The organism is Burkholderia sp. L-4, assembly GCF_056856535.1.
This window is the reverse complement of record NZ_JBXEOX010000002.1, coordinates 1,063,571-1,089,646: the sequence shown is the minus strand read 5'-3', so window position 1 is coordinate 1,089,646 and position 26,076 is coordinate 1,063,571. Positions and strand designations below refer to the sequence as shown.

Here is a 26,076-nt window from a genome sequence, read left to right as displayed (position 1 = left end):
CACGTCCTGCGCACAGGACGAACCTCACCGCGTGCGCGGTGAACCGGTCAGATCGGGATCAGTTGATGCGCGGCGGGCGCCACAACCCGTTCGGGTCGCGGGACGGGACGGACTGCGTGTAATGGAAGACGATCGTGCTCGCGAATGCGGCGGGACGGCTGACGTCGACGCGAGCGACCGGGTGATAGAGGCTGCCGAACTGGCATTCGGCCGTCACCTTGCAGGCCGCGCCCTTGGCTTTGGCCTTCGCGTGATCGGCGGATGACGGCTGCATCGAATCGCAGCCGCTCATGCCGGCGGACATCGCCAGGTTCATGCCGGTATCCGGATCCGTCGACATCGTGTGCTGCATCGGACATTCACCGGTCAGGCCGCTGGCTGCCAGCCCAGTGAGGGGCAGCACCGCGCACAGCAGCAGCAGGATGAAGGTCCGAAGCAGTTTCATGGCGGCGATTATATCCCGGCCGGTCGCTGCGTGGCGGCGCGTCGCTACAGCAGAATGACGCGCCGCCACGCCTCACTTCAGCAGGCCGTCCGCGGCCAGCGCGGCCTGCACGGCCGGCCGCGCGCGCACGCGCTCGTACCACGCGCGCAGATGCGCATGGCGGCTCAGGTCAATATCCGCGTTGTACACCGAGCGCATCCAGTCGGCCTTGCCCCAGCCGGTCAGCGCGAACAGGTACGCATCGGCGACCGTGAACGTGTCGCCGGTCACGAACGTCCGGCCGTCGAGCTGGCGGTCGATCCATGCGAAGCGGCCGTCGAGTTTCTGCCGGACGGGCTCGACGTACTTCCCCGCCTGCACCGCATACAGCAACGGGATGAAGCCCTTGTGGATCTCGGTGCCGAGGAAGTTGAGCCATTCCATCAGCCGGTAACGCGCGAGCGTCCCATGGGCCGGCGCGAGCGCGGCTTCCGGGCGCTGGTCCGCGAGATACTGCGCGATCACCGGCCCTTCGCGCAGCATCGTGCCGTCGTCGAGTTCGAGCAGCGGCACGTAGCCGAGTTCGTTCACGTCGTAGTAGTTGCGGCCGTCTTCGACGACGTGCTTGCGCGCGTCGACCTTGACGATCTCCGCGTCGATGCCGCCTTCGCGCAGCACGATGCAGATCGCCTGCGAACAGCTGCCGGGAGCGTGATAGAGCTTCATGCGTATCCTTCGTGGGTAGTCCAGGTATCGATTCGCCGCGACGCGGGCGCTAATATCTCGCATCGGCGCACGGCTGGGAAGACGGCAGTCGTTTGTGCCGTAGTCACAAAAAATTTACCGATCAGGGTTCAGCACGATGAAAACGAGTGCGACAGGATGTTCCGTTGAAGAAGCGATGCGCCTGCTCGGCGGCCGCTGGCGGCTGCTGCTGGTGTCGTATCTGCTCGACGGGCCGCGGCGCTTCAGCGACCTGCGCCGCGACATGCCGGGAATCTCGCAGCGCATGCTGACGCTCGACCTGCGCGCGCTGGAGGATGCGGGACTCGTGAAGCGGACCGTCTATCCCGAAGTGCCGGTGCGCGTCGAGTACGATCTCACCGCGGACGGCGACCGGCTGCGGCCGGTCGTCGAAGTCATGCGCGAGTTCGGGCTGTGGCTGAAGGCGCGCGACGAGCAGGCCGATCCGACGCCCGACACCGCGGCCACGATCGAAACACGCATGCATTCCCTCCGATAATCTTCATGCAGGAACCGACGTTCATGGAACTTCACGCTACCGTCGGCGCGGCGACGTCCGACCTCGACGACGACGAAAGCTTCGCCAACCTCTACTGTCACGATGCGGAGCAGGACTACTGCTTCGCGCTGTCGCGCTTTCCGGACGACGCGCTGATCGAAGTGATGGTGCGCGACCAGGTCAACCTGCGCGTCAAGGATCTGTCGGTGCGCCTGACCGACGATGCGATCGACGTCGAGATCGAACCGGGCATCGCCGCGCGGCTCGACGGCCACACGCGCTACGTGATCCATCTCGCGCCCGGCCAGTACGATCCGGTCACGCTGCGCGCCGCGCTGAAGGAGATCTTCGTCGGCAAGAGCGGCTATCGCGACGACAGCACGCAACGCTGACCGGCTGCCCGCATGCGCCCCTTCGCTTCGCTCCGGCACCCGCTCGTGACGCACTCCCCGCGGCTCCGCCCGCTTCCCCGCGTCGCCGCGCTGCTGCTCGCCGCGTGCGCATCGATCGCCCCCGCCGCGCATGCGGCCAAGCCGCTGCTCACGTTCAAGGTCGACGACACCGTCACGGCCCGCGTCGAACGCGCCGACAGCGCGCACATCACGGTCCGCTTCCTGCCGAGCGGGAAAACGCAAACGCTCGACGTCACGGCCACCGACGAGGAGGGCCACTATCACCTCGCGACCGACGACTACAACTTCGACGGCCACCGCGATCTCGCGGTGCATGCGCTGCTCGGCATGGTCAACGAAAGCTACGGCATCTACCTGTACGATGCCGCGCGCCAGCAGTTCGCGCCGCTTTCGATGCCGGCGAGCAACCTGCCGCACGGCAGTTGCGATGACCTGATCAATGTCGATGCAAAACCGAAGGAGCGCACGCTGTACAGTTCGTGCCGTGGCGGGCCGATCTGGTACACCGATGCGTACCGTTTCGACACCGCCGGCAAGATGTATCTGTACCAGTCCAGCGAAGCGGTACCCGACGACCTGCGCACGCTCCTCGACGACGACAACGGCCCGGCGTCGATGCTGCTGACCTACGACGAGCACGGCAAGCGTGTGTCGCGCCGACCGCAGGCGTATGGCGGCGGCAACGTGACGTTCAAGGTACATCCGGCGCGCCTGCCGCTGCACGACGCAATGATCGATGCGCCCACGCGCCGTTATGTCGTCGCGGGCGACACGGTGGAGGTGATCGATGCGAGCGATGATTTTCAGTGGCTGAAGGTGCGGTATCGCAATCCGCACGCGGGTGTGGTGCAGGGCTGGGTCCGTTCGGAAGAAGCAACGGGAAACTGACAGGGAACAATTTGTTGTACCCAGCGGGAACCCTTTCGTTGCTCATCAGTTACGGTAACTTGAGGACCCCGATAGATCGCGCGTGTTCTGGATCCGGCACTCGTGACAAGACTGCCGCCGCAGCGCGATATCGCGGCTGCGGCTCGCGGCTCTTCGACAACAGCGCGGCGATCTGCGCCGTCAGAAAAGCCGTGAGCTCTCGGTCCACGCCGACATCGTCTCCGAAGACAGCGGACCAAGAATCTCGCCCCTTCATCAGAACTGTGCCGTGACCTGAAACCCAATCGTCACTCGCGCCGTAGGGAACCCGGACGGCTTGTAGACCGGCGTAGCCGCGAACAGGTCGTACGCATAGGCGCCGAAGTGCGTGCCGACGCTGCCCTTCACGCCGATCGCCGCACCGGCCAGTTGCGCGCCGACCAGCGTGACCGGTTGCGGCCCCCACACACGGCCGTAGTCGAGGCCGGCATAAACGGCCTGCCCAGTCTGCCCGATCGTCATCTGCAGCTCGTTGCGCCAGTAGAAACCGCGTGACGCGGCCAGCATCGTCTCGCCATCGAAACCGCGCACCGTATAACGGCTGCCGATCGTCAGGTCGTCGATGTAGTACAGCGTGTTGCCCGTGTACTGACCGTGAAACGTCGTGACGTAGCGGAGCGGCTGCTGCGCGATTGCGAACGGCACCGACAGGTTCGCATCGAGCACGGCCATCTTGTAGCGGTAAGTCGGGCCGCCGTCGGTCGCCAGCATGTCGTCCTGCGCGCCGAACGCGCCGATACCCTGCCGATACGCAAGTGTGCCGTCGAACTGCGCGTTGCCGAAGTAATGGCGATCGGTCAGGCCAAACTCGACGAACGTGTTGTTGCGGCGCTGCTGCGGGATCTCGGTGTCCTCGATGAAGCTTTGCCCGAAGCGGCGCGACAGTCGGAACTGCGCACCGAACACGTCGTCCTGGCTGCGCGACAGCACGCGGTTCAGCTTAAAGTCGACCGTCTTCGAATTGCCGCTCGCGACGAACGTCTGATTCACGCCGGCGATCTGCTGGTAGTACGTGCTCGTGTAGGCCGACAGCGTGGCGGTCCAGTATCCCCACGGGATCGAGTAGAAGCCGTTCCAGCCGTGCGAGCCGAGCCGCTTGTCGCCGAACTCGAGATCCTGGCTCACGCCGATGTTGAAGAGGTCGTTCAGGCCGAGCGGGTTGTCGATGCCGAGCGACAGGTTGCCCTGTAGCCGGCCGGTCGCGCGCGTACCCGAGTTGTCGATCGACGCGACGACGGTCCACGGCTTGGCGCGTTTCACGTCGAGCACGACGTCGCTTTCTCCGGGCACGTCGGCCGGGACGATCTGCATCGACACGTCCTGGCTCGATACGCGTTTCATCTGTTCGAGGCCCTGTTCGAGATCGCGCAGGTTCAGCAGTTCGCCGTCACGCGTTGGGAAAGCGGTTTTCCAGGTGCCGCGGAGCTTAGAGGCCAGTTCAAAAAGACCCCGAAGGGGCTGTTAACTTCACCGGCGACCTGTTAACCTCACGCATCTGAGCAACGGGATCATGAGGAATGCAATCGCCGATCGTTGATGACGAATTGTGGATACTCATCGAACCATTACTGCCGCCACCGAAACCGCGGCGAACGAAGAACCCAGGACGGTTTCCGGTTCCGAATCGAGCAGCATTAAACGGCATCCTGTTCGTGCTCAAGACCGGTATTCGATGGAACCATCTGCCGACGCAGCTCGGCTTCGGCTCGGGGACGACCTGTTGGCGCCGGCTTCGCGACTGGCACGAGGCCGGCGTGTGGGATCGCCTCCACGAACTGTTGCTCGCCAAACTTCGGGCAGCCGACCAGATCGATTTCTCGCGTGCCGCCGTCGATTCATCATCGGTACGGGCCGTTGGGGCGGGCCAAAAACTGGCCCGAACCCCACCGATCGCGCGCGACCCGGCTCCAAGCATCACATCGTCACCGACGCCAATGGCACACCTCTCGCCGCGATCCTGACTGGCGCGAACGTCAACGATGTTACGCAGTTGCTGCCGCTTATCGACGCAATTCCATCGATTCGCGGCCTACGCGGCCACCCGATTCAACGGCCTCGCGTGGTCTATGCCGATCGCGGCTACGACTCTGAGCGACATCGGCAAGCATTGCGAAATCGCGGTATCGAGCCGGTGATTGCCAAGCGCCGGACCGAACACGGTAGCGGACTCGGCAAGTATCGTTGGGTGGTCGAACGCACGCACTCATGGCTCCACAATTTTCGACGTCTACGCACTCGCTTCGAGCGACGTGCTGACATTCACGAAGCATTTCTCAAACTCGGCTGCTCGCTTGTCTGTTGGAACATCTTCAGGCGTATCGAGCAGCCTTTTTGAACTGGCCTCTTATCGTCAGCGAAGCGCACGTGACGGATCACGCCCGGGATCAGCGAAAACTTGAGGGTACCGGCCGACAGATCCTGTTCGGGCAGCAGGACGCGCGTTGTGACGTAACCGCGAGCCAGAATGGCTTGCGACAAGCCCTTGACGAGCAAGTCGAGCCCCTGTTTGCCGACGCACTGTCCGGTGTAGTGTTCGAGCCATTCACGCGCGAATGCGAAGCGATCCATCGGCAACGCCGATGCTCCTTGCGCTTTCACGGAAGTCGGCAGCGCATCGGGTACGTCGAGTGTGAAACGCTCAATCCGAAAGCAGGGCGTTTCCGACGGTAGCGTGGGATACCCAGCGCTGGCCGTCACGTCCGATCGCACTCCGGGCGCAGAGACGGCCCGTTCGCGTTCACGCGCCTCTTCCTGCTGTCGGGTTTGCTGGTCGTTGCCCGGAATGATCAGGCGCGGCGCTTCCTGCGCCGACACACTGGTCGCGATAAGCAGCAGTGCTGCCGCAGCAGAATTCCCCCGGCGAATAGTTCTCGTGTGTTTTTCTAGATATCTGATCGTTGGCTGCAATTCAGTCAAGCATGTTATCGGCGCATCGTTTTCGACCGATTTGCCTGCAGACACCTGTCTGGACCACGTCTACAGACTCTATGCAACCACCCCTAGTTACTTTGCCGCTGGTATGTTCGAACTCGTGTCGTTGACGCGAACCAGTTCGAAGTCCGCTGAGCCTCCATTTTTATAAGCAAGGTACAGGCGATACTCCCCAGGCTTGATTTCGAACGATTTCTCCTTAAAGATGAGATTGTTCGATGAATACTCCATTGGAAAGTTGTCGAAGATGACGAACGGCTCACTCGACATCATTCCGGTTAGGCCGCACGTCACGTAAGTGCCAGTGCTGCCTTCAGGTTTCTTACGGGTGCCCGAGGTTTCGCACACGCGTGGCGTGATTGCATCGAACTGTTTGCCGTCGTTCCTGTAGAGACGAAACAGGGGAAGATTATTTCCGGCAGCGTCACCTCGAATCACTGATACCGTCGATACATTCCAGTTTCGACCTTTGATGTTCAGCACGCGGTAGGTTCCGTAGAATTGCTCCAGGCTTTCCGCAGCTTGACCTTTCAATCACTGGTTTTCGTCTGCAAGATCCGGCGCAAGCACAGAGCATGCGCTAACGAGTGGCAAGAGAAGTGCGGCAAGGCATCGGATTTCCATGATGATTTTTATTTAAGAAGTATAAATGTTTACATTATAAAATCGAAAAATATCTGAGCGTATTGGGCTCAGGACTTGTTCCGTTCATCGCTCTTCGCTTCGTAACTCTTGCGCGCCTTTTTGTAGCTGTTATCGAAGGGCTTGATCTTCAACATCGCGGCGCGACTTGTAAAGCCTCCGATCAAAGCCACCCCGAAGCCAGCCAATAATACAATCCCTCCAAAAATTGATGGTGGAATAAATTTCACTGCGACATACATCGCCAACACCCCCATCACAATCAAACTAAATCTCATCCATCGAGGAAAATTCCCATCCTCGATCATCTTAATTTTTCGCACCATTCCCTCCAGCATTTCCCGTTGTCGATTTCACGACACCTTGCCAATAAGAATTGAGTATCTCTTGAACCTTATTTTAAATATCGTTGCCGCTCATGGTATTCGACACTCCATTGATAACCGGGCCGAGAAGGGGATATTTCTCCGATGCTGCATTCGACACCACGGTTGGTTTATTGAACGCGAGCTTACCGAAACGCTGAAAGGCAATTGTCAAAAACTGCCAAGATGTTGAGTGGAAACCACGAATTTCAAATTTCAGACTCGTCCAATTGACGTGCACCCGGGCATCTATGGTCGAGTCTCTAAAGCATACGGGCGACAAACCTATGCTTCCCGTTTCAGACTGGCGCGCGATACAGCGCTACCGCCACACGTTCCCACATACTGAACGCCAAACATCCCATTAATAGGGATGCCTGTCCAAATGTTGACGCGCGTCGCGCCACGGTTCTAACGTTCGCCCCAACGCCATCCGATTCGGCCGCCCCGCTCGCGGGCGCCGGCCGGGCAGAGAACACAGGAGACGACCGTGGCCCAATCCGCGTCACGCACCCATGCGACCCCGCCTGAGCGCTCGACCGCGCATGGCGGTACCACCCCCGAATCCACGCCCCGCTCAGCCGCAACCACCCAGCCGAGCCGCAAGCGCCTGCTGATCCTCGCGCTGCTGTTCGTCACGGTCGTGATCAACTATCTCGACCGCAGCAACCTGTCGATCGCCGCACCCGCGCTGTTCAAGGAACTGAACATCGATCCGGTCCGCGCGGGCCTGGTGTTCTCCGCATTCGGCTGGACCTACGCGCTGATGCAGATTCCGGGCGGCTGGCTCGTCGACAAGGTATCGCCGCGCGTCCTGTATGCGGGCGCGCTTGCGCTGTGGTCGGCCGCGACGCAGCTGCTCGGCTTCGCGGGTTCGTTCGTCGGGCTGATCGTGCTGCGTCTCGCGGTCGGCGCGCTGGAAGCGCCGGCCTACCCGATCAACAACCGTGTGGTCACGACGTGGTTCCCAACCCGCGAACGCGCAAGTGCGATCGGCGGCTACACGTCGGGGCAATTCGTCGGCCTCGCGTTCCTCACGCCGGTGCTCGCTTGGCTGCAGGTGCACCTCGGCTGGCACATGGTGTTCGTCGCGACGGGCCTCGCCGGCATCGCATGGGCCGCGATCTGGTATGCGGTATATCGCGAACCGCGCGCGTTTCGCGGCGTCAACGCGGCCGAGATCGCGCTGATCCGCGACGGCGGCGGGCTCGTCGATCTGGAGGACCGCATCGCGGCACGCAGCGAACGCGCGCCGTCGACGTGGCGCGACCTCGGCGTCGTGCTCGGCCGACGCAAGCTGTGGGGCATCTACCTCGGCCAGTTCGCGCTGAACTCGACGCTGTGGTTCTTCCTCACGTGGTTCCCGACCTACCTCGTCAAATACCGCGGGATGGATTTCATCAAGTCGGGCTTCCTCGCATCGCTGCCGTTCCTCGCCGCGTTCGTCGGCGTGCTGTGCTCGGGCGTGCTGTCGGACTGGCTGATGCGCCGCGGTGCGTCGCAGGGCTTCGCGCGCAAGCTGCCGATCATCTCGGGGCTGCTGGTCTCGACCTGCATCATCGGCGCGAACTACGTGTCGTCGACGGGCTGGGTCATCGCGTTCATGACGATCGCGTTCTTCGGCAACGGCTTCGCGTCGATCACGTGGTCGCTCGTATCGGGGCTCGCGCCCGCGCGGCTCCTCGGTCTCACGGGCGGCGTCTTCAACCTGATCGGCAACCTGTCCGCGATCGCGACGCCGATCGTGATCGGACTGCTGGTCGACGGCGCCGACTTCTCGCGTGCGATCACCTACATCGCCGCGATGGCGCTCGCCGGCAGCCTGTCGTACGGGCTGCTCGTCGGCAAGGTCGAGCGCATCGACGCATGAGCGTCACGAGGGCGGCCCATACGAGCCGTCCCGGCCTTGCCGCTGTCCGCGTGCCGCGTCAGAACCGCGTGAACCCGTCGCGCGCGAGATCGTGCGGATTGCCGGCCACATAGTCGAGCGCGCACGCATCGGTATCGATGCCGACGGTCAGCAGCGTTTCCCAGCGCTCGGTATCGGGCATCGACGGATCCGGGTGGAAACACACGACGGCCGCGTCGCCGGCCGCACCGCACATCGCCGCCGCGCGTTCGCGCACATCGGCGCCCGTCATGCCCGTCACGACCTCGTTCAGGTACGCGAAGCGTTCGCGCGTGGTGGAACTGTCGGGCATGCACTCGCCGCCGCTCAACGCGCGATCGAGGAAGTGGTTCGTGTGCAGCAGCCAGCCGTCCGGGCGCGGCACGACCACACCGACACCCGACGGGCTCAGTTCGATGCTCGCCGCACGCGGGTTCGCGTCGTGCCGCGTGAACACGGTCAGCACCGTCGATGCGCTCACGCGCGCGGTGCGCGCGAGTTCGATCGCCTCCTGCACCGTCGTCGCCTCTTCGAGCAGACGCCGCGCGATCGCATGCACGGGCACGCCCGCGCTGCCGTCGTCGCTCGCGTGATGCAGGATGTTGAAGTGCAGCCCGAGCCCGGCGCTGTTCACGCCGAGCTTCGCGAGCATCCCGAATTCGGCGAACAGCTTGACCGTGCGGCCCTGCGGCGTCGCGAACTGCATCAGCAGCCCCTGCGGCGCGAGGCTGTCGTGCCAGTCCCACGTCTGCAGCGTGCGCGGCGCGTGCGGGCCCGCCGGCGCGTAGACGGTCGTCGAGCATTCGCCTTCGGCCGACGCGGGCGCGGTCGCGAGAATCTCGGTGCGCGCGTTCAGGCACGCGAGCTGCCAGTACGGCAAGTCGACGCCCTCGGCGATCGCCTCGACTTCGGCGGCCAGGCGCGGGCACCATGCGTCGAGCGCCGCGAGGCTCGCTTCGCCGATCGCCCGCGCGCGCTGCGGCTCGATGCCGAGCTTCGGGAAGAACGCGAGATAGCGCGCAACCGTATCGCGGATCGCGGGCGCGAAGCGCGCGCCGATCAGACGGCCCCGCTCATGCGGATCGGTGATGTCGGTCGCGAATGTGTGCAGCTTCAAGATCAAACCTCCTGTGTCGAATGAGACCCGGGCCGGCGCGGCCCGTAAAGTGTTTCGCTATACGAACAAATCGGCACGCGCCGGCCGTCAGAACGAGTAGATGAACTGCATCCCGGCGAGGTCGTTGCTGCGCGCGTACGTGCCGTTGCTCTTCAGGAACACCGGATGGTTCGCCGCGTCGTGGCGGTATTCGACCTTCACGGTGATCTGCTGCGTCGGATAGAACAACAGGTCCGCCGTGATCGCATAACGCCGCGCGCCCTTGCATTCGGTGCCGTTGGTCGCCGAGCCCTGGAAGCACGCCGGATCGATGCCGAAGCCGCTCGTGCCGTTCACCGACGGGTTGCCGCCCGCGAGCCCGTACTGGATGTTCGTGCCGCCGCCGCCGTTCGACGTGTTGTTCAGGTAGTCGAAGCGCAGCGTCGCGCCCATGCGGCCGACCCACGACGTCGTCCACTTCGTATGGCCGAGCAGCGACATCCCGTACCAGCGGGCCGTGCCGCCGTTCCACGCGCCCTTCTGCAGCTCGCCGTAGTCGACCTGCGCGTTGACCTGCGTCTTGTCGTGCGTATAAGTCATGTCGGCTTCCACGTACTTGTAGAAGCCGGTCGGTGACGCGCCGTTGCACTGGTAGCCGTAGCCGCCCGCCACCGCGCACGGCGAGAACAGCGACTGCCGGCCGAGCATCCCGGAGATCCCGAAGTCGAAGGCCGTCGACGTCGCGTTGTCGAAGCGCGCGGTGATCGTCGGCGTCCAGTTGGTCTTGGTCGTGTTGTTCGCCGCGTTCGCGATCGCACCGGCCGTACGCAGCACCTCGTTGCCGATCACGACCTGCCAGAAGCGCGTCATCGCCGCGTTGGACCCCTTCAGCCCTATGCCGATCAGGTTGCCCGGCTCGCTGAAGTCGTACAGCAGCCCGTGCGTGAGCGTGAGCATCTGGTTCGACGGCTGCACTTCGTAACCCGCGAGGCTCGGCATCATGCCGATCTCGAACGTGCGCGTCGTGGTGAGCGGCACGTTGACCTGCGCCTGCGTGACGATGTTGTTGCCGACGCCGCCGTGCGAATTGCTGAACACGTTGCCGAAGCCGCGGTTCGGCTGGATCACGATCTCCGCGGACGGCGCCATCGGGCCGACGCCGAAGGTCTTCTTGATGTCGAGATAGACGTCGCCGATCGTGCTGTTGTAGTAATCGTACGCGCCCGGGTCGTGGTTCAGGAACTGGAAGCCCGACGTACGCTGCGCGCGGTTGAACAGGTACACGGGATCGACGTAGCCGGTGATGCTCAGGCCCGCGAGCGGGCCGGTCGTCGCGGCTTCCTGCAGCGAGTCGACCTTCAGCGATGCATTCGCGATCTGCTCGCGCATCTGCTGCAGGTTGTCGTTCGTGAAGGCAGGCGCGGAATCGGCGGCCGCCGCCGTGCTGATCGAACCGATCTTCACGCCGCCCGAGGCGGCATGGGCCGTTGGTGCGGCGCCGGCAGGCTGCGCCGCCAGCATGCTCGCGCGCAGCTCGTTCACCTGCTGCTGCAGCGCGGTGACCTGCGCCTGCAGCGCCTTCATCCTGCTCGCGTCGGTCGCCTGCGGCGCCGTGTGCGCCATCGCCGAAGCCGCTTCGAATGCGAGCAGGCACAGCGCCGTCATGTGTTTGATCTTCATGTTCTGGGTGGTCGTCGGGACGAGCGCGCCCCCGCCCGCCGCGATCAGCGGCGGGGCGCGCGAAAGGTATGCGGGAGTGCGGGAGGCGGCGGCCGGCTTACTCGGTCTTCAGCTTCGTCCAGAGACGGTTCTGCAGACGCATCAGCTCGGGCGGAACCGGCTTGCTGAGGCTCAGCCGGCGGATCACGTCGGCGGGCGGGAACACGGCCGGGTCGCTCGTCACTTCGGCGCGCACGAGATGCCTCGACGACGGCACGGCGGACGGATACGACGTGTCGTTGGTCAGGTTCGCGCTCTCCTGCTCCGACAGCACGAAGTTCACGAACTTCAGTGCGGCGTCCGGATGCGGCGCATCCTTCGGAATCGCCATCATGTCGAACCACATCGCGCTGCCTTCGGTCGGAATCACGTACTTGATGTGATACGACTTCTTCGCGGAAGCAGCCGCGATCCGCGCGGAGTTCACGTCGCCCGACCAGCCGAGCGCGAGGCAGATGTCGCCGCCCGCAAGATCGTTGATGTAGCTGCTCGAGTTGAACTGCGTGATGTACGGCCGCACCGTCTTCAGCAGCTCATAGGCGGCCTGGTAGTCGGCCGGGTTCGTCGTGTTCGGATCCTTCTTCAGGTACACGAACGCCATCCCGAACGCATCGACCGGCGAATCGAGCACCGACACGCCGCAGTGCTTCAGCTTCTGCACGACCTTCGGATCGAACAGCAGCGACCAGCTGTCGAGCGGCGCATCGTTGCCGAGCGCCGCCTTCACCTTCTCGACGTTCATCCCGAGCCCGTCGGTGCCCCACGTCCACGGAATGCCGAACTGGTTGCCCGGATCGTCCTTCGCCAGCACCTTCATGATTTCCGGATCGAGCAGCCCGTAGTTCGGCACCTGGCTCCGGTCGATCTTGCGGTAGATGCCGGCCTGCAGCTGCCGCGCCCAGAAGATGTCGGACGGCACGACGACGTCGTAGCCCGACGTGCCCGACAGCAGCTTCGCCTGCAGCGTCTCGTTCGAATCGAACTCCTGGTAGACGACCTTGATGCCGGTCGCCTTCTCGAAGTTCGCGATCGTCGCCTTGCCGATCGAGTTGCCCCAGTTGTACACGTTGACGACGTCCGCCGCGTGCGCGACGGGCGTGCCGGCCCACGCGAACCCGCCCAGCGCGAGCGCCGCGCATGCCGTCCCCAGATGCCGTTTCCACTCCCCTGCCATGTTTTCCTCCGTCGGTATCGTGATCCGCTCCCGGCGAGCGGTGGTTGCTTCGGTCCGGGAAAATGTAGCCAGAGGAAATTGGCCGGTCTGCCCTGCCAATAGGGGGACACGCGTCACAATCGGCGCATCCGGTTCCGGCCGGGATGCGGCGGCCCGCGAAAACGGAAGCCGCCTGAAAGCCGCCGTCACCGCGTCGTCAGACGGGATGCCCGGTCAGGACGCCTGGATACCCGTGCGTGCCCCGAAATCGTTGCCCACGTGCGTGATGCGGCCGCCCATCATCGTCAGCCCGACGTCGATGCGGCCGATGTCGTATTGGCCGACCTCGAACAGGTCGTTCTCGAGCACGACGAGATCCGCGCGCTTGCCGGGTGTCAGCGAGCCGACCTCGTGCTCCATCCCGAGCTGGTACGCGCCGTGGATCGTGTACGCGGCGATCAGCTGCGGAATGCTCAGACGCTCGGCGATGTCCGGAAACACCGGCGCATCGGGTTCGCCCGCGAGCTGGCGCGTGTGGCCCGACTCGATGTGCTCGAGCGGCTTGTGCTGGCAGCGGCACTGGCACGCGAGGCCGTCCATGCCGATCGACACCGTCACGCCTGCGTCGAGGAACGTGCGGAACTTGTACATGTTGCTCCAGCGTGCGTGGCCGTAGTGGTCGCGCAGCTGCTCGGTGTACGCGTCGACCACGCCCCACTGCAACTGCGTGTTCGCCATCACGCCCGCGCGGCGAAAGCGCGGGATGTCGTCCGGATGCGTGAGAAACGCGTGCGTGATCACGTGGCGGCGGTCGCGCGGCGGGTTCGCGCGGTTGACCTCGTCGAAGCCGTCGAGCGCCATTCGCACCGCCGCGTCGCCGACGCAATGGACCATCACGTTCGCGTTCGCGCGATCGGCTTCGACCAGATAGCGGTTGAACGTGTCGGCCGGCATCGTCGGCGCGCCGCAGGTGTCGGGGCGATCCGCGTACGGTTCGAGCAGGTAGGCGGTGTGGTTCGCCTCGGTGCCGTCGAGGAACAGCTTCAGCGTACGCGCCTTCACGAGCGGCGAATCGTACTGCTCGCGATACCGGACGAGCGTGCCGACCGGATCGTCGATCTCGCCGATCACCGCGACGCTGCCCACCACGCGCAGCTTCAGGTCGCCCGCGCGCTCCATCGTCTGCAGCGTCTCGTACAGCAGCGACTGGTCGCCGCTCGCGTCGAAGAAGCCGGCATCGAACACGGTCGTCACGCCGGCCGCGCACAGCTTCTTCTGCCACGGCGGAATCGATTTCAGGTACAGGTCGATGCCGGTCGGCAGCAGGCCGGCCGCGCTGATCCGCTGCATCAGCAACGAATACGCGGCGCCGTCGACGATCAGGCCGGTCGGCTCGCCCGTCACCGCGTCCTTCTCGAACCAGCTCGCGCCTGCCTGCACGGGCGGCGTCGACGCGTCGATACCGGCGATCTCCAGCGCCTTCGAGTTCACCCACATCGAATGGAAATCCGTCGACAGCAGGCACACCGGGCGATCCGCGCAGATCGCGTCGAGCGTCTCCTTGCGCAGCATGGCTGGCGGGATCGTCGCCTGCACCCAGCCCATCCCGGTGATCGCCGGCTCGTCCGGATGCGATTCGACGTAGGCACGCAGCGCGCCCAGCACCTTCTGCGGATCCTCGTGATTCACGAACGCCTGGAACGCGAACGCGGTCGTCTCGAAGTGCCAGTGCGACTCGACGAAGCCCGGCAGCACGAGCCGGCCGGCCGCGTCGACGACCTTCGTCCGCGCACCGACGTACGCCTGCACGGCCGCCACGTCGCCGACGTGGACGATCCGGCCGTCGCGCACGGCAACGGCCTGCGCCCACGGCCGGTGCGGATCGACGGTGTAGACCTTCGCGTTGGTCAGAACGAAATCCGCCGGCGTCGCGGCGACCTGCGTCGGTTGAATCTGCATTGCCTGTCCTCGGTGGTCATCAGGTTTTCGAAGTGCTTTCACTATAGACAGACGATTCACACCGGTATGCCCCCCCGCCGCGGGGGCTTCGGCGAATTCACGCCGCCGCGTACCCGGTCTTGTCGTCGTTTTGGGGACAACGCGCGAAATCCGCGGGGTTGACCGGTGAATACCCGGCTGACGCACGCGCGGCGTTCGCGTAACGTCGCGCTGTCCCCTGACCGCCTGCGCCCGACCATGCGACTGCTCCAGCCCGACCCCGCCGCCCGCGGCCACTACCTGATCGGCGTGCGCCCCGACACGCTCGGCGCGACGCTGCGTGCGGTCGGCACGCCGGATTTCGTCGGCGCGGTCACCGCGTTCGTCAACGACAGCATCCACGCCGACGCCGTGCACCTCGAACGCTGGCGCGCGGACGCGGGCAGCACGTCGGGCTTCGTCGTCGAATGGCTCGGCAGCGGCAGCCTGCGTGTCGCGGCCGATACGCTGCGCGTGATGGATATTTACTACCAGCACTATTGCCAGACCGACCCGCTGGTCGCGCCGCTGCGCGGCAAGGCCGGCACGCTGCTCGTGCAGCGCCATGTCGACGGCATCGCGCAGGGCGAGTTCCGCCGGCGCATCTTCGACGAACCCGGCATCGCGCAGGAATGCCTGCTCGTGCACGGCACCGCGCACCTGCAGTACGCGCTCGGGCTCGCGCGCGCCGTCGGGCGGGCCGCGTTCACGACGGACGAGCTGTTCCATTTCCGGCAGATGGTCGATCTGCTGTTCCCGATGTTCGAGCTGCATGCGCGTACCTGCGCGGCGCGGCGCGTGGCAACGGTATCGGTGAACGTCGGATCGCAGGCGAGCTTCGACGCGCGCCTCGAACGCCAGGACGTGCAGTTGTCGCGCCGCGAGCACGAGATCTGCCGGCTGATGCTGTGCGGGCGCTCGGTGCCCGAGGCCGCGCAGCAGTTGGACGTGAAGCTGTCGACGGCCGAGTCGTACGTGAAGCGCGCGTTCGCGAAGCTCGGCGTGCGCACGCGCCGCGAGCTGTTCGACTGGACGCTCGTCGACTGCTGAGCGCGCGGCCCGGATTTACGCGGCCAGCACGGCCGCCTTGATGTTGAAGGCGCGCAGCAAGTCCTCGCAGAACGCGTCGACGATCGGCTTGTCGCTCGTGCTGCGCTTCATCGCGAGATGCAGCGGCACGTCGAAGCTGAACGTCGCGCGGCCGACGGCCTTCACGAGCCCGCGCTGTTCGAACGGCTCCGCGTAGTGCGCGGGCAGATAGCCGAGATGGCCGCCCGACAGGATCAGAATGGTCGCGGCCTCGATGCTGTCCGCGCTCGCGGTCACGCGGCGCTCCGGCAACGGATACTGCTCCTCCGGCACCGGGTAGGTACGCCACACCCAGTCGTGAAGCTGCAGATCGTCCGCCGTCACGGGCCGCGACGCATGGAACAGCGGATGCCCGCGCCCGCAATAGATCACCTGCTGCTCGGTGAACAGCGGCGTATAGAGCAGGCCCGGCACGCGATGCCAGAAATAGCCGATCGCGAGATCGAGCTGGTTGTTGACGAGGCTTTCCTCGAGCTCCTGCGGCGAGGCGACCTTCATCGAGAACGTGACGGCCTGGTCGCGCTGGCGGAACGCGCCGATCGCGTCGGCCACCCGCGCGTTCTCGACGAGCGGCGCCTGGCCGATCAGGCCGATCGACAGCGTGCCGACCAGCTTGCGGTCGATGTCGCGCACGCGCGCGACGAATTCGGAGGTCGCCGCGACGAGCGTACGCGCCGTGGCCGCGAAGCGTTCGCCCTTCGACGTCAGCCGAAAGCCGCCGCGCCCGCGATCGCACAGCTTGAAGCCGACGCGCGCCTCGAGCGCCGACAGCTGCGTGCTGATGGTCGACTGCCGCACGCCGAGCGACGCCTCGGCAGCCGTGATGCCGCGTGCGTCGACGACGGCCAGAAAGACCCGGATGAGCCGGAGATCGAGATCGGTGGTATTCGAAAACATGCGTCAAGCCGCTGCGCGTACGCGCGTTGCCCGGCCGGCACGGCGCGCCTCGCGCGCCCCGCCCGCCGCCTTCGCCGATGAACCGAACGGGACGCGCGCCGCCATCGGCAGCGGCGCGCGTCGCAACCCTGTCACTCCGATACCGCCGCGAGCGGGCGCGCGATGCCGAACACGGCCGGCCGCAGCCGCCCGTAGCAGAGGAACGCCGCCGCGCACAGCGCGATCGCCGCGATCAATGCCGACTGCGTGCCCGCGCGCTCGATCAGCGACCCGCCCGCGACCGAGCCCACTCCATAGCCGAGCGCGACGCAGCCCGGCGACAGCGCGGCCGACTGGCCGATCAGGTCGTACTGCGGAATCGTCGCGTAGATCAGCAGCGCGCCGCCGGTCCAGCAGCCGATGAACACGATCGCGCCGAGCGTGAACGTCGCGACCGACGCCGGCATCGCGAGCAGCACGGCCGCGACCGCGCAGCCGCCGAGGTTCACGAGCGTCCAGCGACGCAGGCCCGCGCCCGCGCCGAGCTTCGGCATCGCCGCGCAGATCACGAGGCTCGCGACGTTCGCGATGCCGAGCACGAGCGACACCGACTTGCCGCTCAGGCCCGCATCGGTGCCGATCTTCTCGAGGAAGGTCCATACGACGCCCACGCCGCCGTACAGCGCGAGCTGCGCGCACAGCACGAGCATCGCGCCCTGGCGGTCGATGCGGCTGGCCCCCCCGACCGGCGTCGGCGCGGCCATCGTCTCGCCGCGGCGGAACAGCGGCGTCGCGAGCACGAACATGCCGAGCACGCACGCGACGAAACCGAACACGCCGCGCGCGCCCCACGTGCCGCTCAGCATCGGGAAGACATACGCAAGCAGCACCATGCTCCACATCACCTGCCCCATCAGCATGATCCCGAGATTGCGTTCCGGCGCGCGCGAATACGACAGGTAGCGCAGCGCGATCCCGTTCAGCCCGCCCGAGCCGACGCCCGCGACGAACTGCAGCGTCGAATAGGCGACGAGCCCGTGCGTCGCGAGCGTGCCGAGGTTCGCGCCGGCCGCGAGCGTCACCGCGCCCGCGAGCACGAGCCGGACCGGCTGGCGGCCGAGCACGAACGCGACGAGCAGCGTGCCCGTCGATTCGCCGAGCACCTCGATGAAGCTCGACAGCCCGAGCGCCGCTTCGCCGAAGCCCCAATGGCGCTCGACCTGCCCGACGATCGCGGGCAGGCCGAGAAAGACCGTCGGTCCGAGGATGCCGAGCAGCAGCATCACGACGACGAACAACGCGCTTTCCTGCCGCGCTTCATCCTGCAGATTCACAACGTTCATGCGATGTCTCTCTCCGTGTCCGCGGCGCGGACCGTCTCCTCGGGGGAGTTGGATATGGCGGCGGCCCGGGCCGGGCCGCCGTGTCGCTTACATCGGGAAGCCCATCGCCTTGAGGCCGCTGATCCACGCGCGCTTCCAGCCGCCTTCGGCATCCGCGCCGTCGAACGCGTGGAACGTGATCTTCGCGGCGACCCAGCGCATCGGCTCCGGCGGGATGTAGCTCGGGCTCTGGTTCGCGATGTCGAGCTTGCGCTCGGGGCTGTCGCGGTCGAACAGGATGTTCAGCCCCATGAACGCGCCGAACCGGCTCGCCGCGACGCCGAATCCCGTATAGCCGGCGACGAACACGGCCTTGCCGCCGAGATAGCGTTTCGCGAACACCGAGCCGCGCGAGCAATAATCGATCGGGCCGCCCCATGCGTGCGAGAAACGCACGTCGCTCAGTTGCGGGAACGTGCGGTAGAACGCTTCCGCGAGCCGGTAGTACGTTTCGCGCCGGCCGTCCTGGTGCGGCTCCGGATCGCCGTCGAAGTGATAGCTGACGAGGCCGCCGAAGATGATGTTGTTGTGCTTCGTCAGCCGGAAATAGTTGAGCTGCGTGCGCGTGTCGTACACGCCCTGGCGATTCTTCCAGCCGATCCGCGCGAGCTGCTCGTCGGTCAGCGGCTCGGTGGCGAGCACGTGATCGCGCACCTGCATCACGCGGCGGTTGATGTCCGGAATCCCGACCTTCGCGGTGCCGCTGCCGAACACGACACGCGGCGCGCGCACGCTGCCCTTCGGCGTCGTCACGAACACCGTGCCGCCTTCGTCGGTCACGGTCGTCAGCGGCGTGTGCTCGTACAGTTTCACGCCGAGCGACAGCGCCGCGCGCTTCAGCCCCCACGCGAGCTTCGCCGGATGCACGATGCCGCTGCGGTTGCGCGACCACAGCGCGCCCGCGAACAGCGGCGAATTCAGTTGTTCGAGCGTTTCCTCGCGGTTCAGCAGCACGACGTCGTGGCCGTACTCGCGATGCAGGTCGTAGTCGCCCTTCAGGTGCGCGAGGTGCTCGGGATCGACCGCCACCGTCATCTCGCCGTTCCACTCGATGTCGGCGTCGATGTCGTAGCGCTTCAGCGTTTCCTCGAAGCCATCGAGGTTGTGATGGCCGAACGCCTCGAGTTCCGCGATGTCGTTCGGGAACACGCGCACCGCATTCGGCAGCCCGTGCATCACCGACGTCGAGATGATCCCGCCCGCTCGGCCCGATGCGCCGTGCGCGACCTTGCCCGCCTCGATCAGCACCACGTTCAGGTGCGGCATCTGTTCCTTTGCCTGCACGGCCGACCACAGCCCCGTGAAGCCGCCGCCGACGATCAGCAGGTCGGCCGTCACGTCGCCGACGAGTTCCGGCTCGGTGGCCGGCGCGGCCGGGTTGTCGAGCCAGTACGGGAACAGCCTGGTATTCGCGAGCGCCGCCTCGACGCCCAGCGCGACCGGTGCGACCGGCGTGCCACGTGGCGCCTGCACCGGCGCGGTCTGTTTTGCTTCGTTGACTTCCATTTCCATGATCCCAGCCATCACACGCGAAAAACGAAACCGCCGCCGGATGCGCGTCACACGGACGACGACACCCCGGCGGCGGCTTCGGACATCACGACTGTTCGAGCAGCACGTAGAACTTCTTCGCGTCCTCGATCGTCTCCCAGCGGCCCGCGAAGCCGGCCGGCAGCAGGTAGCCCTGGCCCGGCGTGAATTCCTTGCGGTTGCCTTCGACGTCGGTCAGCGCGATCCGGCCCTCGACGAGCCACACCGCTTCGTCGGCCGCGGTTTCCGGAAACTCCACCGAGCCGGCCTTGCCTTCCCACCAGCCGACGATGTAGTTGCCGCTCTTGCCTTCGGCCGCGCGCCAGTCGCTTTCGTCCATCCCGAAGTCGAGCTTCGTGAATTCGCCCACGCCTGCGCCCAGCGGCAGGATGTCCTTGATCAGTTTGGTCATCGGAATCTTTCGTCTCTTGATTGAAAAAAGCAGAGACAAAGTTACTCATTTACACTGCCCCGGTATGCCCCCCTTCAGGGGGGACAAGCGATGTTTTGCGGGGGCGGGCAGGTCGGCAGGACAACCGACGGTGTTTCCCCCTAATGACGTTTTCCGTTGCCGACGCTACAATCGCGCCGCTTTTCACCGGGGAACCGCATGCTGCTCAACGTGAACCCCTTCCACCGCGACAACGACCGCTTCAACGTGTCGTTCAAGGCGCTGGGCGAGCTGATCGAGACGGTCGGCACGCCTCACTTCGTGCCGCGCCTCACGCAACTGCTGAACGACGTCGTGCCGCTCGACGTCGCGCACGTCGAACGCTCGCGCGTCGACGGCACGATGCCCACCGGCTACCGATGCGAATGGATCGGCAGCAGCGGCATCGGCACCGCCCCTCATGAAATCTCCGACGTGATGACGCTCTACTACGAGCGCTTTCTCGACAGCGACCCGCTGTTCGCCGGATTGCGCGGCAAGACGGGCACGATGCTCGTCGTGCGCGACATCGCGGCGATCCCGCCCGGCGAATTCCGTCAGCGGCTGTTCGACGACGTGCAGATCGGCCACGAATGCGTGCTCGCGCGCGGCACGCGCTATTCGCAGCACTCGATCGCGCTGGAGCGCGGCCGCGACCGGCCGCCGTTCACGCTCGCCGAGATGAACCGCTTCCGCGGCATCAGCGACGTGCTGTTCCCGCTGCTCGAACTCCACGCGTCGACCACCGCCGTGCGGCGCGTCGCGCATCCGACACCGGAGATCCATCCGCTCGCGCAGTTCGACGCGCGCATCGCCGCCGACGGCGTGAAGCTGTCGAAACGCGAATACGAAACCTGCAAGCACCTGCTCTCCGGCAAGACCGTGCCCGAAACCGCCGGCATCCTCGGCGTGCGCGTCGCGTCGGCCGAGTCGTACGTGAAGCGCGCGTTCGCGAAGCTCGGCGTGCGGACCAAACGCGAACTCGCCGCGTGGGGCTCGGCCACCACCGCGTTCCCTTCCGCCGGATCGCACGACGCCGCCACGCCGCCCGTCCTCTCCCGCTGACCGCCCGCCGCCCGCGCCGGCCGCGCGGCCGCTTTCGGTTGCGCGGCGTCGATGCGGCGGCGCCACTCGCATCGAGACCCGTCGATGTAAACGTTGCGACTTCAAAATCTTCGCGCAGGCGTTCTCCTCTACCATCGGCCGATCGCTTTACCCTGGAAAAAGGAGACGGCCCCCATGCCCCGCGAACTCAATCAACCGATGGGCGGCAACGCCATGCCGCGTTTTGGCGGCATCGCCACGATGATGCGGCTGCCGCAGGCCGCGACGACCGACGGCCTCGACGTGTGCTTTGTCGGCGTGCCGCTCGACCTCGGCACGTCGAACCGCTCGGGCTCGCGCTTCGGCCCGCGCCAGATCCGCACCGAATCCGTGCTGCTGCGCCCGTACAACATGGCCACGCGCGCGGCGCCGTTCGATTCGCTGCAGGTGGCCGACCTCGGCGACGTCGCGACCAACCCGTACGACCTGAAGGACTCGGTGCGCCGCATCGAGGAGGCCTACGACGAGATCGTCGCGAACGGCTGCCGGCCGATCACGCTCGGCGGCGACCACACGATCGCATGGCCGATCCTGCGCGCGCTGCATAAAAAGTACGGCAAGGTTGCCGTCGTGCATATCGATGCGCATGCGGACGTGAACGACACGATGTTCGGCGAGAAGATCGCGCTCGGCACGCCGTTCCGCCGCGCGGTGGAAGACGGGCTGCTGCAATGCGACAAGGTCACGCAGATCGGCCTGCGCGGCACCGGCTACCACGCGGACGATTTCGACTGGTGCCGCGAGCAGGGCTTCACCGTCGTGCAGGCGGAAGAATGCTGGAACAAGTCGCTCGTACCGCTGATGGCGCAGGTGCGCGAACGCGTCGGCGACACGCCGGTCTACCTGAGCTTCGACATCGACGGGCTCGACCCGTCGTTCGCGCCCGGCACCGGCACGCCGGAAATCGGCGGCCTCACCATTCAGCAGGGCCTCGAAATCGTGCGCGGGATGAAGGGCCTGAACATCGTCGGCGCGGACCTCGTCGAAGTGTCGCCGCCGTACGATCCGGCCGGCACCACCGCGCTCACGGGCGCGAACCTCGCGTTCGAGATGCTCTGCGTGATGCCGGGCGTCGCCTACCGCTAACCCGACCGACAGGATGACGCCCATGTCCATCGCCGAACTTTCCCGTTCCGCAACCGCATTCGTGCTGCCCGCCGCGCGCATCGCCGGCCAGCCGGTCCGCACGCATTCCGATACGGCCGGCGCGCCGATCTTCAACGCATCGACCGGCGACGCGATCGGCTGGCAGGAATTCGCGACGCCCGCGCACGTCGACGCCGCGGTGCGCGCCGCGCGCGACGCCTTCGCCGGCTGGCGCGACACGCCGCCCGCCGCGCGCGGCCGCGTGCTCGCGACGATCGCCGAGCGCGTCGAAGCCGCACGCGACCGGCTGGCCGCGCTGCAGATGCAGGTCAGCGGCAAGCCGCCGTTCGAGGCCGACGCCGACGTCGGCGACGTCGCCGCGACGTTCGCGTACTACGCGAAGCTGTGCGAAGACCGAGCGCTGTTCGCGGCCGAGCCCGTCGCACTGCCGAGCGACGCCGTCACGGCCGAGCGGTTCCACGACGCGGTCGGCGTCGCCGCCCTGGTGATGCCGTGGAACTTCCCGATGGTCACGACCGCGTGGAAGCTCGCGCCCGCGCTCGCGGCCGGCTGCGCGGTCGTGCTGAAGCCGTCCGAACTCACGTCGCCGACCGAGCACGCGCTGCTCGACATCGTCGCCGAAGCCGGCGTGCCAGCCGGCGTCGTCAACGTCGTGAACGGCGGCGCCGAGGTCGGCGCGGCACTGACCGCGCATCCGCTGATCGACAAGATCTCGTTTACCGGCAGTACGGCGGCCGGCCGCAAGGTGATGCGGGCCGCGGCCGAAGACATGAAGCGCGTGACGCTCGAACTCGGCGGCAAGTCGTCGCTGATCGTGCGCGACGATGCGGATCTCGACGTCGCGGTACCGCTCGCGATTGCGGGCGCGTTCACGAACGCGGGCCAGATGTGCTCGGCCACCGCGCGCATTCTCGTGCACGACAGCCTCTACCGCCGCTTCATGACCGCGTTCGAGACGGCCGTGCGCGCACTCGTCGTCGCGCCGCCGACCGACGAACAGGTCGCGATGGGGCCGCTGATCTCGGCCGCGCAGCGTGCGCGCGTCGAAGCGATGCTCCAGCAGGGCATCGACGCGGGCGCACGCATTGCGTTCAGCGGACGGGTCGCGGAGACCGGCGGCGAAGGCTTTTTCATGGCGCCCGTCGTGATCGCCGAGCCGGCCGCCGACAACCCGTTGTGGACCGACGAAATATTCGGCCCCGTCGCCTGCGTGAAATCGTTCCGCACCGACGACGAAGCGATCGCACTCGCGAACGACACGCGTTACGGGCTCGTCGCGACCGTCGTCACGCGCGATGCCGACGTCGCGAAGCAATTCCAGCAGCGCGTGCGGGCGGGGCTCGTGTGGATCAATGCGCCGCAGCTGATCTACCCGCACGTGTGCTGGGGCGGCTTCGGGCTCAGCGGGATCGGCCGCGAACTCGGCGTCACCGGGCTGCGCAGCTATCAGGAACTGCGCCACGCGATGCGCGCGATCGACTGACCCGTGCGGCCGTTCAGGCCGTTGGCGGCACCGTGGCGGATGGCACGGTGCCGTTTTTTTCAGGTACACGTCGGATTTCCGGGCAGAGGACCGGCGGCCCGCGTGCGCCGGTCACGCGTTCGAGCGGCGCGCGAGCGCGCCTCAATGCGACAGCGCCGCGGCGTGATCGTGCTCGCGCAGCGGGTCGGGAATCGCACATTGCGCGAGCCCGCCGGCATCGATCCACGCCCGCGTGCGTTGCGCCGCCGCGTCGATCAGTTGCGCGCACTTCGAGTAATCGTATGACGACACCTCGAGCGGGCAGAGCGGCGGCACGACATGGATGTGCGCGCGGGCCGCGTACAGCTCCAGATCGCGCACCAGTTGCCGCGCGATCACGAGCGTCAGCGCGTGCGTCGCATGCGCGATCGCGCTGCGCGGCGGCACGCGCAACGCACAGGCGAACCCGGCCGGCAGCACGACGATCCGCTTGACGCCGAGCGCGATCGCGACGGAGATCGGCGTATTGTTCGCGACGCCGCCGTCGACCAGTTCCACGCCACCGATGCAGACCGACGGAAACACGCCGGGAATCGCCGCGCTGGCCTGCACGGCATCCACGACCGGGCCGGCGGACAGCACGACTTCGCGACCGCTCAGCACGTCGGTCGCGACGATGTGCAGCGACAGCGCGGCCTGCTCGATCCGCCGGTACGGCAGGTTCTTTTCCAGCAGCAGGCGCAGCGCGTCGGCCTCGACCAGATGGGGCCGGTTGCGCAGCAGCATCGCGACGATGCCGCGCATCGAGAACGGCATGATGTCCTGGCGGCGGATGCTGCACCACAGCGCGGCGAGCATCGCGACGCCGTCCCTGTCCGGCCGGCCCGCGAAATAGGCGGCATTGATCGCGCCCGCCGACGCGCCGACGACGCAATCGGGCCGTTCGCCGCTCGCGATCAGCTCACGGAGCATGCCGACCTCGATCACGCCCAGACTGCCGCCGCCGGCGAACACGAAGGCGGTCGAAGGCGTGGAATCGGAATTCACGGGGCACCCTCCTGCGGTTGGCTGCGACAGCGCTTTCTCCATGATGGATCGTGCGGCGCGTTGGATGTCCTGATGAAAACCCTGCCGGCGTGCGGGCCAGGCCGTTCGGCTGCCGACGTTTCCGGGTCGCCTCCACTCGGAAACTCGCGCGATCGCCACGTACTTTTTGACCTCGATCAACAAAATCGCGCGCTTCGGCGCCCGCAAACGTGTGCCAGGCACGAATCGCGCGGGATGCGTGGAATCACGGGTTCAGCCGCCGCGACGCGCGCCGTTATTGCATCAACACCCGCCGACCGGCATCGCGTCGCGGGCATGGAGCGAGACAGCCGAGCTGTCCCGCCCGCTTATCGACAACGGAACCAGCAGCGCACGTCGCGGACGAGGTAATCATGTTTGTAGCCATCGGATGGATCGTCGTGATCGGGTCGGTGATCGGCAGTTTTGTCGGCGTGGGCGGCCATTTGCCTGCCTTGCTGCAGCCGTTCGAGCTGCTGTGCATTTTCGGCGCCGCGCTGGGCGCGTTCGTCGTCAGCAATCCCGTCACGACGCTGAAGAAGACCATCAAGACCCTGCCGACCTGCTTCAAGGGCGGCGGCTATACGAAACAGCAGTACGTCGAACTGATCGCGCTGCTGTACGAGCTGCTGCACAAGGCGCGCAAGGACGGCATGATGGCGCTCGAGGCCGATGTCGATGCGCCCGAACAAAGCCCGCTGTTCCAGAAGTATTCGCATGTGCTCGCCGACCATCACCTGCTCGACTTCATCGTCGATTACCTGCGGATGATGTCGAGCGGCAACGTGAACGTGCTGGAGATGCAGGACCTGATGGATGAAGAGCTGCATACGCATCATGCGGAGGCGTCGGTCGCGGCCAATGCCATCCAGAAGATGGCCGACGGCCTGCCGGCGTTCGGCATCGTCGCCGCGGTGATGGGTGTCGTGCATACGATGGGCTCGGTCGGCGCGCCGCCCGCCGTGCTCGGCAAGATGATCGCCGGCGCGCTCGTCGGCACCTTCCTCGGCATCCTGCTCTCCTATGGCTTCATCGGTCCGCTCGCGGATCTGCTCAACGCGAAAGGCCGTGCCGCGGCCAAGCCGTTCCAGTGCGTGAAGGCCGTGCTGCTCGCGTCGATGAGCGGCTACGCGCCGTCGGTTGCGGTGGAGTTCGGCCGCAAGGTGCTGTTCACCGCCGATCGCCCGAGCTTCAAGGAGCTCGACGACGCCGTCCGCGCGACCAAGTCGCCCAAGGCGGCATAACGGATACGC

The 26,076-nt window shown here is 66.1% G+C and carries 23 protein-coding genes and 2 pseudogenes; 10 read left to right on the top strand and 15 right to left on the bottom strand.

The genetic code is table 11. The features are described from left to right. Positions 1-58 precede the first annotated feature (58 nt). Positions 59-445 carry a hypothetical protein gene (locus AC1VVG_RS21715; protein WP_482836217.1) on the bottom strand — a complete coding sequence of 129 codons (387 nt, stop codon included), beginning with the start codon at positions 443-445 and terminating at the stop codon, positions 59-61. A gap of 72 nt (positions 446-517) precedes the next feature. Continuing rightward, positions 518-1,150 carry a glutathione transferase GstA gene (gene gstA / locus AC1VVG_RS21710; RefSeq protein WP_049035471.1) on the bottom strand — a complete coding sequence of 211 codons (633 nt, stop codon included), beginning with the start codon at positions 1,148-1,150 and terminating at the stop codon, positions 518-520. A 136-nt stretch (positions 1,151-1,286) separates the two neighbouring features. Between gstA and AC1VVG_RS21705 the strand changes: the two genes are divergently transcribed. Genes AC1VVG_RS21705 through AC1VVG_RS21695 form a run of 3 tightly spaced genes read left to right on the top strand, consistent with a single transcriptional unit; the run spans position 1,287 to position 2,968 of the window. Beyond that, positions 1,287-1,667, top strand: a complete 381-nt coding sequence (locus tag AC1VVG_RS21705; protein ID WP_034188495.1) for a winged helix-turn-helix transcriptional regulator — start codon at positions 1,287-1,289, stop codon at positions 1,665-1,667. A gap of 23 nt (positions 1,668-1,690) precedes the next feature. After that, the gene (locus tag AC1VVG_RS21700; RefSeq protein WP_034188610.1) at positions 1,691-2,059 is read left to right on the top strand and encodes a hypothetical protein; all 369 of its coding nucleotides are present in this window, start codon (positions 1,691-1,693) and stop codon (positions 2,057-2,059) included. 45 nt (positions 2,060-2,104) lie between these two features. After that, on the top strand, positions 2,105-2,968 hold the full coding sequence (locus AC1VVG_RS21695) for an XAC2610-related protein (RefSeq protein ID WP_482836215.1): 864 nt from the start codon (positions 2,105-2,107) through the stop codon (positions 2,966-2,968). 255 nt (positions 2,969-3,223) lie between these two features. On the opposite strand, the pseudogene AC1VVG_RS21690 reads toward AC1VVG_RS21695, so the two are convergent. After that, positions 3,224-4,435: pseudogene (locus tag AC1VVG_RS21690) on the bottom strand (ShlB/FhaC/HecB family hemolysin secretion/activation protein); the annotation flags it as partial. An 89-nt stretch (positions 4,436-4,524) separates the two neighbouring features. On the opposite strand from AC1VVG_RS21690, the gene AC1VVG_RS21685 reads away from it, so the two are divergent. Then, positions 4,525-5,342 (top strand): IS5 family transposase gene (locus AC1VVG_RS21685; protein ID WP_175902521.1). Its coding sequence is split into 2 segments (ribosomal slippage): positions 4,525-4,873 and positions 4,873-5,342, totalling 819 coding nucleotides; the frame shifts between segments, so codons are not numbered across the junction. A gap of 8 nt (positions 5,343-5,350) precedes the next feature. Here the strand turns inward: AC1VVG_RS21685 and AC1VVG_RS21680 are convergent. The 3 genes and pseudogenes from AC1VVG_RS21680 to AC1VVG_RS21670 all read right to left on the bottom strand — a co-directional run. Continuing rightward, positions 5,351-5,839, bottom strand: a pseudogene (locus AC1VVG_RS21680) (POTRA domain-containing protein); the annotation flags it as partial. 171 nt (positions 5,840-6,010) lie between these two features. Then, entirely contained in the window at positions 6,011-6,472 is a 462-nt protein-coding gene (locus tag AC1VVG_RS21675; RefSeq protein WP_482836213.1) for a hypothetical protein, read from the bottom strand. Positions 6,473-6,630: 158 nt separating this feature from the next. Then, positions 6,631-6,918: a DUF4231 domain-containing protein gene (locus tag AC1VVG_RS21670; protein ID WP_226193678.1), complete on the bottom strand. Its 288-nt coding sequence runs from the start codon at positions 6,916-6,918 to the stop codon at positions 6,631-6,633. A 517-nt stretch (positions 6,919-7,435) separates the two neighbouring features. On the opposite strand from AC1VVG_RS21670, the gene AC1VVG_RS21665 reads away from it, so the two are divergent. Then, positions 7,436-8,815, top strand: a complete 1,380-nt coding sequence (locus AC1VVG_RS21665) for an MFS transporter (protein WP_482836211.1) — start codon at positions 7,436-7,438, stop codon at positions 8,813-8,815. Positions 8,816-8,873: 58 nt separating this feature from the next. On the opposite strand, the gene AC1VVG_RS21660 is transcribed toward AC1VVG_RS21665, so the two are convergent. The 4 genes from AC1VVG_RS21660 to AC1VVG_RS21645 form a co-directional block, all read right to left on the bottom strand. Then, positions 8,874-9,950 (bottom strand): C45 family autoproteolytic acyltransferase/hydrolase, encoded by a 1,077-nt coding sequence (locus AC1VVG_RS21660; RefSeq protein ID WP_482836209.1) that lies wholly within the window; start codon positions 9,948-9,950, stop codon positions 8,874-8,876. Positions 9,951-10,037: 87 nt separating this feature from the next. Beyond that, positions 10,038-11,609 carry a DUF3138 family protein gene (locus AC1VVG_RS21655; RefSeq protein WP_482836207.1) on the bottom strand — a complete coding sequence of 524 codons (1,572 nt, stop codon included), beginning with the start codon at positions 11,607-11,609 and terminating at the stop codon, positions 10,038-10,040. Positions 11,610-11,706: 97 nt separating this feature from the next. Beyond that, positions 11,707-12,822, bottom strand: coding sequence for a polyamine ABC transporter substrate-binding protein (locus tag AC1VVG_RS21650; RefSeq protein ID WP_034188498.1), 1,116 nt, complete (start codon positions 12,820-12,822; stop codon positions 11,707-11,709). A 213-nt stretch (positions 12,823-13,035) separates the two neighbouring features. Then, complete coding sequence (locus tag AC1VVG_RS21645) at positions 13,036-14,760, bottom strand: amidohydrolase (RefSeq protein WP_482836205.1); 1,725 nt, start codon at positions 14,758-14,760, stop codon at positions 13,036-13,038. Between the two features lie 237 nt (positions 14,761-14,997). On the opposite strand from AC1VVG_RS21645, the gene AC1VVG_RS21640 reads away from it, so the two are divergent. Then, on the top strand, positions 14,998-15,828 hold the full coding sequence (locus AC1VVG_RS21640; RefSeq protein WP_034188500.1) for a helix-turn-helix transcriptional regulator: 831 nt from the start codon (positions 14,998-15,000) through the stop codon (positions 15,826-15,828). A 15-nt stretch (positions 15,829-15,843) separates the two neighbouring features. Here the strand turns inward: AC1VVG_RS21640 and AC1VVG_RS21635 are convergent, their stop codons facing one another. The 4 genes from AC1VVG_RS21635 to AC1VVG_RS21620 all read right to left on the bottom strand — a co-directional run bounded on the left by AC1VVG_RS21635 (position 15,844) and on the right by AC1VVG_RS21620 (position 20,067). After that, the gene (locus AC1VVG_RS21635; RefSeq protein ID WP_473375420.1) at positions 15,844-16,764 is read right to left on the bottom strand and encodes a LysR family transcriptional regulator; all 921 of its coding nucleotides are present in this window, start codon (positions 16,762-16,764) and stop codon (positions 15,844-15,846) included. 131 nt (positions 16,765-16,895) lie between these two features. Next, positions 16,896-18,086 (bottom strand): MFS transporter, encoded by a 1,191-nt coding sequence (locus AC1VVG_RS21630; RefSeq protein WP_473375421.1) that lies wholly within the window; start codon positions 18,084-18,086, stop codon positions 16,896-16,898. Positions 18,087-18,173: 87 nt separating this feature from the next. Beyond that, positions 18,174-19,637, bottom strand: coding sequence for an NAD(P)/FAD-dependent oxidoreductase (locus AC1VVG_RS21625; protein ID WP_200087229.1), 1,464 nt, complete (start codon positions 19,635-19,637; stop codon positions 18,174-18,176). A gap of 85 nt (positions 19,638-19,722) precedes the next feature. Further along, complete coding sequence (locus AC1VVG_RS21620; protein WP_006484551.1) at positions 19,723-20,067, bottom strand: cupin domain-containing protein; 345 nt, start codon at positions 20,065-20,067, stop codon at positions 19,723-19,725. A 198-nt stretch (positions 20,068-20,265) separates the two neighbouring features. Between AC1VVG_RS21620 and AC1VVG_RS21615 the strand changes: the two genes are divergently transcribed. The 3 genes from AC1VVG_RS21615 to AC1VVG_RS21605 all read left to right on the top strand — a co-directional run bounded on the left by AC1VVG_RS21615 (position 20,266) and on the right by AC1VVG_RS21605 (position 23,779). Further along, positions 20,266-21,150, top strand: coding sequence for a helix-turn-helix transcriptional regulator (locus AC1VVG_RS21615; protein ID WP_034188504.1), 885 nt, complete (start codon positions 20,266-20,268; stop codon positions 21,148-21,150). A 174-nt stretch (positions 21,151-21,324) separates the two neighbouring features. Further along, complete coding sequence (speB, locus tag AC1VVG_RS21610; RefSeq protein ID WP_482836203.1) at positions 21,325-22,275, top strand: agmatinase; 951 nt, start codon at positions 21,325-21,327, stop codon at positions 22,273-22,275. Positions 22,276-22,297: 22 nt separating this feature from the next. Beyond that, positions 22,298-23,779, top strand: a complete 1,482-nt coding sequence (locus AC1VVG_RS21605; protein WP_482836202.1) for an aldehyde dehydrogenase family protein — start codon at positions 22,298-22,300, stop codon at positions 23,777-23,779. Between the two features lie 141 nt (positions 23,780-23,920). On the opposite strand, the gene AC1VVG_RS21600 is transcribed toward AC1VVG_RS21605, so the two are convergent. Beyond that, positions 23,921-24,847, bottom strand: coding sequence for a patatin-like phospholipase family protein (locus AC1VVG_RS21600; protein ID WP_482837200.1), 927 nt, complete (start codon positions 24,845-24,847; stop codon positions 23,921-23,923). Positions 24,848-25,197: 350 nt separating this feature from the next. Between AC1VVG_RS21600 and motA the strand changes: the two genes are divergently transcribed. Beyond that, positions 25,198-26,067, top strand: coding sequence for a flagellar motor stator protein MotA (gene motA, locus AC1VVG_RS21595; RefSeq protein ID WP_034188508.1), 870 nt, complete (start codon positions 25,198-25,200; stop codon positions 26,065-26,067). Positions 26,068-26,076 lie beyond the last annotated feature (9 nt).